At 47.7% G+C, this 12043-nt stretch carries 11 protein-coding genes; 6 read left to right on the top strand and 5 right to left on the bottom strand.

Going from position 1 to position 12043, the window contains the following annotated elements; genetic code table 11:
• Positions 1 to 96: 96 nt before the first annotated feature.
• The 3 genes from J3A84_RS04195 to J3A84_RS04205 all read right to left on the bottom strand — a co-directional run bounded on the left by J3A84_RS04195 (position 97) and on the right by J3A84_RS04205 (position 4111).
• A complete protein-coding gene (locus J3A84_RS04195; protein ID WP_207598758.1) occupies positions 97 to 1059 on the bottom strand; it encodes a rhomboid family intramembrane serine protease in 963 nt (320 codons plus the stop codon).
• Positions 1060 to 1154: 95 nt separating this feature from the next.
• Entirely contained in the window at positions 1155 to 2954 is a 1800-nt protein-coding gene (gene pepF, locus J3A84_RS04200) for an oligoendopeptidase F (protein WP_207598759.1), read from the bottom strand.
• A 167-nt stretch (positions 2955 to 3121) separates the two neighbouring features.
• Positions 3122 to 4111: a metal ABC transporter substrate-binding protein gene (locus tag J3A84_RS04205; RefSeq protein ID WP_207598760.1), complete on the bottom strand. Its 990-nt coding sequence runs from the start codon at positions 4109 to 4111 to the stop codon at positions 3122 to 3124.
• A 122-nt stretch (positions 4112 to 4233) separates the two neighbouring features.
• On the opposite strand from J3A84_RS04205, the gene J3A84_RS04210 reads away from it, so the two are divergent.
• Both J3A84_RS04210 and J3A84_RS04215 read left to right on the top strand, forming a co-directional pair.
• Positions 4234 to 4923 (top strand): metal ABC transporter ATP-binding protein, encoded by a 690-nt coding sequence (locus J3A84_RS04210; RefSeq protein ID WP_207598761.1) that lies wholly within the window; start codon positions 4234 to 4236, stop codon positions 4921 to 4923.
• The gene (locus J3A84_RS04215; protein ID WP_207598762.1) at positions 4923 to 5714 is read left to right on the top strand and encodes a metal ABC transporter permease; all 792 of its coding nucleotides are present in this window, start codon (positions 4923 to 4925) and stop codon (positions 5712 to 5714) included. Before J3A84_RS04210 ends, J3A84_RS04215 begins: the two co-directional genes overlap by 1 nt.
• 103 nt (positions 5715 to 5817) lie before the next feature.
• Here the strand turns inward: J3A84_RS04215 and J3A84_RS04220 are convergent, their stop codons facing one another.
• A complete protein-coding gene (locus tag J3A84_RS04220) occupies positions 5818 to 7020 on the bottom strand; it encodes a 6-phosphofructokinase (protein ID WP_207598763.1) in 1203 nt (400 codons plus the stop codon).
• A gap of 187 nt (positions 7021 to 7207) precedes the next feature.
• On the opposite strand from J3A84_RS04220, the gene J3A84_RS04225 reads away from it, so the two are divergent.
• The 4 genes from J3A84_RS04225 (at position 7208) to J3A84_RS04240 (ending at position 10550) form a co-directional block, all read left to right on the top strand.
• Positions 7208 to 7633 (top strand): Fur family transcriptional regulator, encoded by a 426-nt coding sequence (locus J3A84_RS04225; protein WP_207598764.1) that lies wholly within the window; start codon positions 7208 to 7210, stop codon positions 7631 to 7633.
• Positions 7634 to 7846: 213 nt separating this feature from the next.
• Positions 7847 to 8284 (top strand): Lrp/AsnC family transcriptional regulator, encoded by a 438-nt coding sequence (locus J3A84_RS04230; RefSeq protein ID WP_207598765.1) that lies wholly within the window; start codon positions 7847 to 7849, stop codon positions 8282 to 8284.
• A 171-nt stretch (positions 8285 to 8455) separates the two neighbouring features.
• On the top strand, positions 8456 to 8899 hold the full coding sequence (locus J3A84_RS04235) for a DUF305 domain-containing protein (protein WP_207598766.1): 444 nt from the start codon (positions 8456 to 8458) through the stop codon (positions 8897 to 8899).
• A gap of 529 nt (positions 8900 to 9428) precedes the next feature.
• Positions 9429 to 10550, top strand: a complete 1122-nt coding sequence (locus J3A84_RS04240; protein ID WP_207598767.1) for a C40 family peptidase — start codon at positions 9429 to 9431, stop codon at positions 10548 to 10550.
• A 303-nt stretch (positions 10551 to 10853) separates the two neighbouring features.
• On the opposite strand, the gene J3A84_RS04245 is transcribed toward J3A84_RS04240, so the two are convergent.
• Positions 10854 to 11972, bottom strand: coding sequence for a DUF3810 domain-containing protein (locus tag J3A84_RS04245; protein ID WP_207598768.1), 1119 nt, complete (start codon positions 11970 to 11972; stop codon positions 10854 to 10856).
• Positions 11973 to 12043: the final 71 nt, after the last annotated feature.

A 12043-nucleotide genomic window follows, 5' to 3' on the forward strand; every position in this document is an offset into this window, starting at 1 on the left:
ACGCATAATATATAACATTATTATAGCAAGTTCTTTCTTCCTTATGAGGAACTCTTTGAAATATTTCAATTAACTTAACATTTCACAGCCCCGTCTTCATCCTTTTTCCCTGAACCCTGAAGTGAAGAGAAGAATCCCAAGCGTCACGGCAATGCCTCCCAGAAGACCCCCGATGTGACCGAAGTTGTCGATGTTGCTGGAGGTGAATCCCGAGAAGAGATTGATGGCCAGAACGATGAGGATTCTGGAAAACATGGATTTCATGGATTTCTTCCTGCCGAAGAGGGTGATGACCAGGATGGCGCCCAGAAGACCGAATATGGCGCCGGATGCCCCCACCGCCACATTGGGCGTATAGAGATAGCTGAGAAGCCCCCCTGTCACGGCGGAAAAAGAGTAGATCCCAAGCATCTTCCATTTTCCCATGAACTCCTCCACGATCCTGCCCAGGGCGAACAGGGCATACATGTTGAAGAGCACATGCATGAAATCCGCATGAAGGAAAGCGGACGTGAAGAGTCTGTAGTACTGTCCGGCCTGAATGAGCTCATTGACCTTGGCGCCGTATCGGATCAGCACAAAGATATCGATGTCCAGCCCTCCTGATTTTATGGCCGTGAAGGTATAGATCAGAATATTCAGGACCATGAGGGTGAAGGTCACCGCCATGGACCGGAGTGTCATCTTCTGGTTCACCACCGCTTTTCGAGACAGCACCGATCTTGTGACATCGTCATGCCCGAAGAACTTTCCTTCCTCATCCACATAGACCTCGGAATAGTTCGGAAGCTTCTCCTTCAGGGGTGCGGGATGTCCCCCCGTGAAGACGATATTCACCACATAAGCCGGGATGCTGTTCATCCTTGCATGATTCATGAACGCCAGAAGATTTTCATCTTCCTTCCCAAGGGTGGAAAAGATCACGGCTAAAAACCCATTCTTGATGGGTGTATACAGGTAGAAGTTCAGGTCCTCTTCAATGGAATGAAACTCTTCCAGAAAAAAACCTTTCTCATCGATGAGAAGATCCATGGTCTCCCGAATCACTTTGTTTATCATAGCCGCCTCCCGCACTGGTAACTTACTCTGATTTTACCCTAAAAATTGGAACTAGGAAAGAAGAAGACCCTCTAAAAGGGCCTTCTCCGTATCTTCTATCTGCTTTGAATATATTCTTCCAGCATATCCAGAAGTTCATTGAACCTTCTGATGGTGGCTTCCAGTGGAGCTTTACTTGTCATATCCACGCCTGCAGTCTGCAGCGTCTCCACGGGGTAATCACTTCCTCCGGTGGAAAGGAATCCGATAAAGCGCTTCACTGCTTCCTCACCTTCTTTGAGGATGCTTTCCGCAAAGGCACTGGCCGCAGCATAGCCGGTGGCATACTGATACACATAGAAATCACGGTAGAAATGAGGAATTCTCGCCCATTCCACTTCGATTTCCTTATCGATGACGATGTCTTCTCCGAAATACTTTCTGTTGAGATCCAGCCACAGGGCACTGAAGTCTTCCCCAGTCATCGGGGTACCCTTCTGTATGGTTTCATGGGTGATCTTCTCGAACTCCGCAAACATCAGCTGTCTGAAAACAGTGGTCCGGATCTGCTCCAGTTCCTGATTCACCAGATAAAGCTTCTTCACCGGATCCGTCTCGTTTTCGATCTGATGATGGATCAGGAGCTTTTCATTGGTGGTGGATGCCACTTCTGCCACAAACAGCGTGTAGTCCCCATAGATGAACGGCTGATGCTTTCTGGAGTAGTAGGAATGAATGGAGTGACCCATTTCATGAACCAGTGTGGATACATCTCTCAGTTTGTCATGATAGTTCAGAAGGATATAGGGCTCTGTATCATAGGCACCTGAAGAGTACGCTCCGCTTCTCTTTCCTTTGTTTTCATAGATGTCGATCCATCCGTTTTCCACGCCGCTTCTGAAGATGGAAAGATACTCTTCGCCCATGGGCTTTAAGCCTTCCAGTGCAAGCTTCACCCCTTCGTCAAAGGAAATCTTCTCTTCCGGTACATCGATGATGGGCACATAGAGGTCATACATATGGATCTCATCCAGATTCAGAAGTCTCTTCTTGATATCCACGTAGCGGTGCAGTGCGCCCACGCCTTCACTGATGGTTTCCAGGGAATTGTCATAGACTTCCACTGGAATGTTGTTGGGGCTTAAGGAAGCTTCGATGGGCCCTTCATAGTTTCTCAGCTTCGCCTTCAGATTGAAGGTCTTCATGTTGGAGGAAAGCATGGTTCCAATGGAATTCTTGTACTTTCCGTAGGTACCGAAGAGCTCCTTGAAGGCATTTTCTCTCAGGGTTCTATCCTTGCTGATGATGTAGTTGGAGTAGCTTCCTTCGGTCATGGGATGCATGTTGCCTTCCCCGTCTTCCACATCGCTGAAAGTCATGTCCGCATTGGTGAAGATGGAGAAGATGTCATCGGGTGCATTGAGTGAATCCGAAAGAGTCGCCAGAAGCTCTTCTTTCTCCTTGCTCAGCACATGGGGCTTCTCCTTCACGATGGACTCGATGTAGAATCTGTATCCCGAAAGATCCTCATCTTCCAGATAGTTCTTGATGGTCTCATCGCTCAGGGAAAGAAGCTCCGGTACAAAGTAGCTGGCCATGGCGCTGTATTCCGCCACATACTGGGCGATTTTGGACATGATGACCTGCTGCTTCGTATTGCCCGTATCCTCATCGTTTTTCATATGCGCATAGACATACAGCTTTTCCACAATTCTCGTATACTTCTCATAATCCTTGAGATAGGCAAGAAGGCTTTCCTTCTCATGAAGTCTGTCCTTGTAGTTTACTAGAACCGTCGCTTCCTTTTTGACTCTTTCCAGTTCCTTTTCAAACTCTTCATTGGATGCATAGATATCATGAATTCTCCACTGATGCTTCGCATCGATCTCGCTTCTCAGTTTCACTTTTTCGCTCATAGGTACCTCCATAAAATTTTATTGGTTCCTTCCATTATACGGCACAGAATCTCACTTTCAAAGGAAAAGCGCTCTTCTTCTATGCTTTGCCAGAAGATTCTGTACTACCTGAAAAAAGAAGAATCCTTCCTCTGCTGATTTCAAGCAGGGAAAGGATTCCCGTTTTCTTACTTTTTGAAGCTCTCCAGAACCTTTTCATAGGTTTCTTCCAGCGTTTCCAGAAGATCCCCTGATGCTTCCAGAGGATTGATGGCCACCGTTTCACTGCCCGCTTCTCTGGCCAGGGTCTCAGAAACCTTAGGAGAAGCATTTTCCTCCAGGAAGATGGTCCCGATTTCCTCTGCCTTCACGAAATTAATCAGCTCCTCCAGGGTCTTGGGTGTAGGTTCTCCCTCCTGGAAAGGTCCCTCCACAGACTTCTGCACCAGTCCCAGTTCCCTTGTCATGTAGCCGAAGGCCGCATGTCCTGTGACAAAGGCTTGCCCTTCATAGTCCTTGAATTTCTCCACATACTCTTCTTGCAGCACCTTCACATCCGCAGCAAATCCGTTGTAGTTGTTCTCGAAGATCTGTGCGCCTTCAGGAAGAGCAGCAGTAAGTTCAGCCTTCACATGTTCCGCCATGATGGTCAGCGCGTCCAGAGACATCCAGATATGGGGGTCGAATGTTCCATGTTCATGCCCTTCTTCCTCTTCATGGTTGTGGTCATCGTCCACTTCATCCAGATGAATGAGATCCACCCCCTGGGAAAGATCGATGAGTTTCAGGCTGCTGTTTCCTGAATTCTCCACAGCCTTCTCCACCCAGGGCTCCATTTCCAGTCCGTTGATGAAGAGAAACTCCACTTCCGTGAGTTTGCCCATGTCCTTGATGGTGGGTTCGAAATGATGGGCATCTGAGCCCTCCGGTACGATTCTATAGGTTTTTACCAGGCTTCCGCCGACGATCTTCACGATCTGGTCCACAGGATTGATGGTGGTGGCCACTTCTATGGCTTCCAGCTTCTCCTGCTCTGGCTCATTCTCTTCCACCTGTTCTCCTGTCTCTGTTTCAGGGGCTGTATCTACAGGCGCTTCTTCCGCAGGTTTCGCGCTGCATCCTCCGATGACAGCTGCCACCGCTATGATTCCAATCAGGATTTTCAATCTTTTTTTCATTACTTTTCCTCCAGTTGTTGCAAATGATTCGCATTAATGAGTATAATAGTATAAGAAATATTCATTGTCAACTACTTTTTCATGCTATAGTAGGGACTGAATTTTAAATTGGAGTGAAACAGATGATTGAAATCAAAAACCTGTCCTTCTCTTATACAGGAGAAGAACCCTATCTCATCAAAGACCTCACCATGTCGATTCCAAGAGGACAGCTGATCTCCGTCATTGGTGAAAACGGCTCAGCCAAGTCGACGCTGGTGAAGCTTCTTGTGGGACTTCTGAAGCCTTTGAAAGGAAGCATCACCATGAACGTGAAAAACGTGGCCTATGTCCCCCAGCGTATGGAGTCCTTCAACAAGCAGTTTCCCATCACCGTGGAGGAAGTCTATAAAATCCATCTCAAGGGCCTGGGCATCAAAGATGATACCCTCATTGACCGATCCCTTGGAGAAGTATCCATGACGCCCTACAAGAAAAGCCTCATCGGAGACCTTTCCGGAGGCCAGACCCAGAGAATCTTCATCGGCAGAGCGCTTCTTGGCAATCCGGACCTCATCATCCTGGATGAGCCCTCCACAGGCATGGATCTTCGAAGTCAGAAGGAAGTCCGTCAGATTCTCAAAGCCCTCAGAGAGAAGAACGTATCCATCCTCACCGTGGAGCACAACATCTCCGCCGCCATCCACAACTCCGACTACATCATACGAATGGGAGACCATCAGGGCGTGCTCTACGACATCAAGACCTTCAAGACCAATATTCAGCACGAAGATGTGGACAATATGCTCGTCTTCAGGAAGGAGGACTTCTAATGCTTTCCTATCCATTTATGCAGAATGCCCTCATGGCAGGGGCCATGATTGCTGTGCTTTGTCCGATCATCGGAATCTTCCTCGTGCTTCGAAGATATTCCATGATGGGGGATACCCTGGCCCATTCCTCCCTGGCAGGAATCGCCATCGGGATCGTCATCGGCATCAGCCCGACCATCTCCTCCGTGATTTTCACAACCCTTGCAGCGCTTCTGGTGGAATTTCTCAGAGACCGCTTCAAACGATACGCGGAGATTCTCATGTCCGTGGTGATGACGCTTTCTGTAGGTATCGCCATCATTCTGGTCTCCAGCGGACAGGCCAACACCAACATCAATCAGTACCTCTTCGGAAGCATCCTCACCGTCACCAGGCAGGACCTTCTGCTGGTACTCGGCGTCACCATCGTCACGGCCATTGCCGTCCTCTACTATTATAATGAACTGATCTATACCACCTTCGACGAAGACGGTGCACACATCATAAGCATCAAAGTGAAGCGAATCAACTACATCTTCGCACTCCTCATGGGACTTGCCATATCCGTTTCCATCCGAATCACCGGTGTTCTTGTGATCTCCTCGCTCATTGTCCTGCCTGTGGCATCGGCCATGCAGTTCAAAAAGGGCTTCACCAAGACCCTCTTTCTCAGCATCTTCATCGGCCTTCTGGACATCATGCTGGGCCTTGTATTCTCCTACATCCTGGACAGCGCGCCTGGAGGTACCATCGCCATCATGAGCGTCATCACCATGCTGAGTTCCCTTCTTTTAAACCCTTCCAGTAAATAGCTGCAGGGAAGAAAAGAAAAAGTCCCCCCAGCAGAACTCTTTCTGCAGGGTGGGACTTTCATGGAAAGCCTCTTCAGCCTTTCCGCATCTTTTACAGTTTCAGCTATTTTTCATGGAAATGGTGAATCACCCGGTACTCCGGAAGCTTTCCGGTAAGAGGCCTGAAATACTTCAGCGCTTCTTCGGTGATGTTCATGCCGTCTTCCGTGACCATGTCAAGGGGCATGTACTTCACATGATTGGCGATACTTGATGCATCCGTTGAGGTGTATTCCACTTCATAGGGCTCATCGGATTTTCTCACCAGAATGGAAACTTTACCCGTTTCCCCGTCCTTCGCCATGAGCAGTGCTCGTTCACCCAGACGGAAGGCTTCTAGAAGGTCCACCTCTGATGCCAGATGGAAGGCGGATCTCTGAAGGGTGGATAGTTCAAGGACTTTCACTCTGCTGGTGACCCCGGCGGAAACGATGATGTTTTTCAGCGCATTTCCTGCTCCACCGAGCTGGGCATGTCCAAAGGAGTCATGGGCATGGGCTTTGGTGGCTGCAAGGAAGGACCCGTCCTTCAGGCGCACACCTTCCGATGCCACGATGTAGACATGATTCTTCTCCTTGTAGATTTCCTCCACACGCTGAAGGAATTTCTCCTCATCAAAGGGCACTTCAGGCAGCAGAATGATGTCAGCGCATCTTCTTCCATTGTAGGTTGCCAGGGCGCCGGAGGCTGCCAGCCACCCTGCATCTCTGCCCATGGTTTCCGTGATGAAGACCCCGTTGTTGGTGTAGACCATGGAGTCCAGATAGCTTTCCAGAACACTGGTCGCTATGTAGCGCGCCGCGGAGCCGAACCCCGGTGCATGGTCGATGACCTGAAGATCATTGTCCACGGTCTTGGGAATCCCGATGAAGTTCATGTCGATTTCATGCTCCTTTGCATAGGCAGCAAGCTTTCTGACTGTATCCTGGGAATCATTTCCCCCTGCATAGAAGAAGGCCTTGATATCATGCTTTCTGAAGATCTCAAAGAGCTTTCTGTATTCTTCTTTGCTGTCTTCATAGTTCTTCAGCTTGTATCTGCAGGAACCAAGGGCTGCAGAAGGGGTATACCGGATGGTTTCGATTTCTTCGTCGCTGAGCTGGCCGAGATCAAAGAAATCTTCATTTAAGATTCCCTCAATGCCGTTGATGCCTGCATAGACGATGTCGAAATAGCTGATTTCATTGTTCTTCTTCAATAAACCCATGACCGAAGCATTGATGACGGATGTCGGTCCACCGGATTGAGCAATCACACAATTTTTCATTTGGATACCTCTCTCATAACTTATTTCAAATTCATTCTAGCATAGAAATCCAGTGAAATGAACTTGAAACGAAAACCTTACCCGAGAATCCAGATAAACAGACTGCCACCACCGCGCTGATTGATAATTCTTCTCAGCCATACTATAATGAGTACATGCGAAAATGCGCATACAAGGAGCGATATTCATGAATACTACCCAGACCCTCAAAAAGCATAGCATCAAGATCACGAAGCCACGTGTGGCGATTTATGAGATTCTGGATCATGAGCTTCAGGGGATTGAAGCGGACTACATCTACAACAGATGCCTGGAAGAGAATATTTCTCTCAACCTCAGCACGGTCTACCGTACCCTGGATCTTTTTGAAGAGAAGAACCTCATCGAAAAGTATGATCTGGGCGAGAAGAAATACAACTACAGCCTGATCCGTCATGGACACCACCACATCGTGGAATGTGACCGCTGTCACAAGGTCATCAACCTGGACTGTCCCATGAAGCAGATCGAAGACCTCATCACAAAAGAGACCGGTTTTCATCTCACGGAGCATCATCTGGAGATGAAAGGCATCTGCAGAGAATGCATGGAAAAGCAGAAGACGAAAAAATAGCAGCACATACGCATCATTTCATCAGGAAATGATGCTTTTTTCATTCCAGGACGGCGTGTGAGAAACAGAGCTCCTCTGAATGAACTTCATTTTCTTAAGTTTACCTGCGATATTTCTTGACCTGATTTCCTGTTACCCCTTAAAATATGAATAGCAAGAGAAAAATAAGAAAAGGCAGGTGAGATCCGGTGTAACAGCTGTTATGCCCAGACTATGGATAAAATCGATATCAGACTCATTGAACTTCTTCAGAAAAACGGACGCTGTTCTCTCAAGTATCTGGCGGAAGAGGTCTATCTTTCCACCCCGGCTGTATCCTCCCGTATCGCAAGACTGGAAGAGGAAGGCATCATCACCGGGTACTCCGCTTCTGTCAATCCGCATAAACTCGGCTACAACATCAAAGCCTACATCAATCTGGAAATGACCCCTATGCAGAAACCTGAATTCTATCCTTTCATCGAAGCCTGTCCCAACGTTCTGGAATGTGACTGTGTCACCGGGAAGTACTCCATGATCATCAAAGTCGCTTTTCATACCACCATGGAACTGGATGCCTTCATCGGTGCCCTTCAGAAATTCGGAAATACAGATACCCAGATCGTCTTCTCCACACCCGTGGAGCATAGAGGAATCCAGAAACTGGAATAGAATAACAGATATCTCACAGGCTTCCGAAAGGAGGCCTTTTCTTTTCCATTTTTTACGGCCTGTTCAAATGGAGTCAACAGCTACGAAACTTCTTTCTGATAGTATGAAGGCAGACAATGGATGAAAGACAAGTACCCCATCCATACGCAGACAATGAAAGGAAGGAATAGTATGAATAAATATCTCAAGTTTCTGGTTATGATTCTCACATCGACCTTCGTCATGTACTGGCTCATGTATCTGAATCTGTATGAGGCCTCTCATGTGGAGTTCAGCCAGACAAGGCTATTCATGGCACTCATCATGGGTTCCGTCATGGCCGTGGTGATGCTCCTCTTCATGTGGAAGATGTATGAGGACAAGAAGAAGAATGCCCTCATTCTCGGCATCAGCGCCATCATATTCTCCCTGTCGCTCTTTCTTGTAAGAAGCCAGGCTACCGTGGATCAGGTCAGCTGGATGAAAGCCATGATTCCACACCACTCCATCGCGATCTTAACCAGCGAACGAGCGGACATAGAGGATGAACGGGTGAAGGAACTGGCACAGGAAATCATCGAGGCCCAGGAAAGAGAAATCAAGGAAATGCAGAAACTCATTGAAGAACTTGATTGACACTCACCCTACCTGAAGCGAGGGGTTTTACGATGCGTTTCGATAACAGCTTCTCTCATAGAGCGATGACAACATCGCTCTATTTTTCTGTTCTGCATGCAGATCTTCCATGGTTATTTACATTCCATCGAAAACTTCACAATTTACCGCAAATTAAAATTTATGCTCTCCCTACGCTCCTCATCCTCCGAAATCACAAGGAAAGCTGCATTGCCGCTTCTCTTCGTTACACACGGGGAAAGAGAAGCTTTTCCTGATTCCCTAGATGCTCAATGGGTTTCCTGTTAACACGGTTCAGAATCCATATGAAATGTATTTGCTTCCCCATGGAAGAGATTCAAATAGATACTCATCAGATTCCGGAATAATCCCCCTTACTCTTTGAAACATATCAGACTTTGTCGAAAGATGCGTTTGTGAAATCTTTTGATATGCAAGGAAAATCAGCACATTAAATTGTGAAGTCCGTTATAATCAGAACTGGTTACAAAATAGTGACAAAATTATACAGATACTACAGGGGGAAAAAATGAATAGTTTCAGACTCAAGAAAATCATAGCCACAGCCATTTTAGCATCCGTTATCACCGCCTCAGGTGGAACCTTCTCAGGAAGAGATCTCACCTCTGTCCATGCTGCCGAAATCGCAGGAAGTGTCACCGTGACAGCAGGAAGTCTATGGACCTACGGAAGAGCCGACTGGAATGCGAAGACCCAGGTCGTGAACCGTGGAGACAGCTTCACACTGTCGGAAAAAATCGTCGTGGACGGAAGAGAGATGTATGGGCTGACCAACGGTCTGTATATCACAGCAAATCCTGCCTACATAAAGGCAGATGAAGTAGCTGTAACCTCTTCCTACAAGACCACCACAGAGAACCTCAACATGCGATCCGGGAACTCCACCCTATACGGAATCATCCTGACCATTCCCAAAGGCAGTCAGGTGGAAGTTCTTTCCTCTCTGAACGGATGGGACCAGGTCAGCTACAATGGAAAGACCGGCTGGTCCTCTGCAAAATACCTGACCGCATCATCCGCACCAGCACCAACGCCAGCACCAGAGGAAACACCCGCACCTGTGTCATCGGTGACATTCAAAAACACCACGTACAATCTGAACATGAGAACAGGAAGCTCCACTGACCACTCTGTCCTGCTCACCATTCCTCAGGGTGGACGCGTTGAAGTCCTGGCCACTCAGAACGGATGGGATCAGGTCCTCTACAATGGCCAGATCGGCTGGTCCTCCGCAAAATATCTGACCGCCGCAAGCAGCCAGGTTACAGGAGAAGACATTGTAAGCTATGCGAAGCAGTTCCTGGGCGTCAAATACACCTGGGGTGGAAACAGCCCTGAAGAAGGTTTTGACTGCTCCGGAATCATCAAATATGTCTATGCCCATTACGGCATCACAACACCTAGAGTTTCCAGATACCAGGCAACATTCGGTGAAGCAGTGTCCATGAATGCGCTCCGCCCTGGAGACCTCATCTACTTCGGACGTGACACCGTCACTCACATCGGCATCTATGTGGGCGGGAACGATATGCTTCATGCGCCAGAACCAGGCAAATTTGTGGAAATCAAAGATCTGACCTGGCATGTGAACAACTACAGAATCGTAGGTGCGCGCAGATATATTAAGTAACTGAGAAGAGTAGATGAATTCTGTTCATTTACTCTCTTTCAGTTCATCCTAAGTTATTACATTATTAATAAGGCCTTGACAGTTCCTCCCTCCTGAAATGGTATAATATTGTTATAAATTAACAAGCCGATATGGAAAACGGCATAAGGAGGTACATTCATGCGAGGATTAGGAATAATTGGTACAATCATAGTAATCCTGATTGTCCTTTGGCTACTGAACATCATCTAGAATAAGATAATCATAATGAAACTGAAAGGAGCAGGCCTTGCTGTAAGGTCTGCTCCTCTTTGTACGATTTGATTATTCCACCCCAAGAACGAGTTCCCCTTTCTGCATGAACTGCTCCAGCAGAAGATTCACCATTTCCCCATAGCTCCTGACCCCTGAAGATTGTCCGTTGCTCTTCAGGTATGTGTCGTTGACTTTGGTGGCTCTTTCATTGACTTCGCCTTCATAGGCATCATAAAACACAGAGTAGGCACGAAGGTCTCTCTTTACCCCTTCTGAGTAGGTCTCGTAAAGTGCTCGGTAGGTTTCTTTATCTTCTCTATAGAGTGCGTTCATGGAATTGAGTAGCGCCAGCATGGTGCCGGAATACTGTATGGGCTCATAGCTGTGATAGCTGCTTACCAGAAAAGCCATGTAGTTGGCTTCATCTTCATAGGCAATCCCTCTCTGGTGAGCCATCTCATGAAGCACAGTGGCCGGAAAAAGAAGATCCGGTCCTTTGATGTTCACATTGGCTTCGCCTGTGAAGGGCATGAATACACCCGTGATGCCTGTATAGTTTAAAGCCTCTGATGCCAGGATGCCCTTGGCGAGTCCGTAGGATCCGCCAAACTGCGGGAAAGCGCTGCTGAAGGCATCGTAGCCTTCTTCCGCCATAGTGAAGATCTCGCTTTTTTTCTCCGTCAGGGTGAAGACGCCTTCTTCGTTTTCCGACACCTTTTCTCTCAACCCGTTGGCTCTCTCGATGAGAGACTCATTCAGAAGAATCAGCTCTTCTGCGGTGTAATTCACTCTCTCAAGGGACAGATCCGCCCGAATGGAGGCTCTGTTGTAGTTCAGTCCGAAGACCAGCATGAACACGAAATAGAGAAGCGCCGCATAGGTTGCGATTCCATAAAGAAGAGTAAAGAATCCTCCTGTGAAGAGTCTTCTTACAAGAAGAAGCAGAAGAACGATGCCCGCCGCCACATTGGCATAGAGAAAAAACTCTCCAAGGGAGATCGGCACAGCCCCTGTGATTCTGGAGAGGATCCGGATCAGCGCTCTGTTCCAGGACGCCGGATAGATCTTCTCCAGCAGTGCACTGTTATCTCTCGTAAGCAATCCCAGCACGTAAAGAAGTCCTGCCATGAGGATCCATAAATAGCCTTCACTGAGTATTCCTTTCTTTCTTCTGCGAAAAACGCCCATCTTCCATCCCTTCCCTATCTTTTCAGTCCACGCTGAATCTAACGTACATCTCTTCTCATTGAAGCACATCT

Source organism: Proteiniclasticum aestuarii, from assembly GCF_017368455.1.
Classification (GTDB): Bacteria; Bacillota; Clostridia; order Clostridiales; family Clostridiaceae; genus Proteiniclasticum; species Proteiniclasticum aestuarii.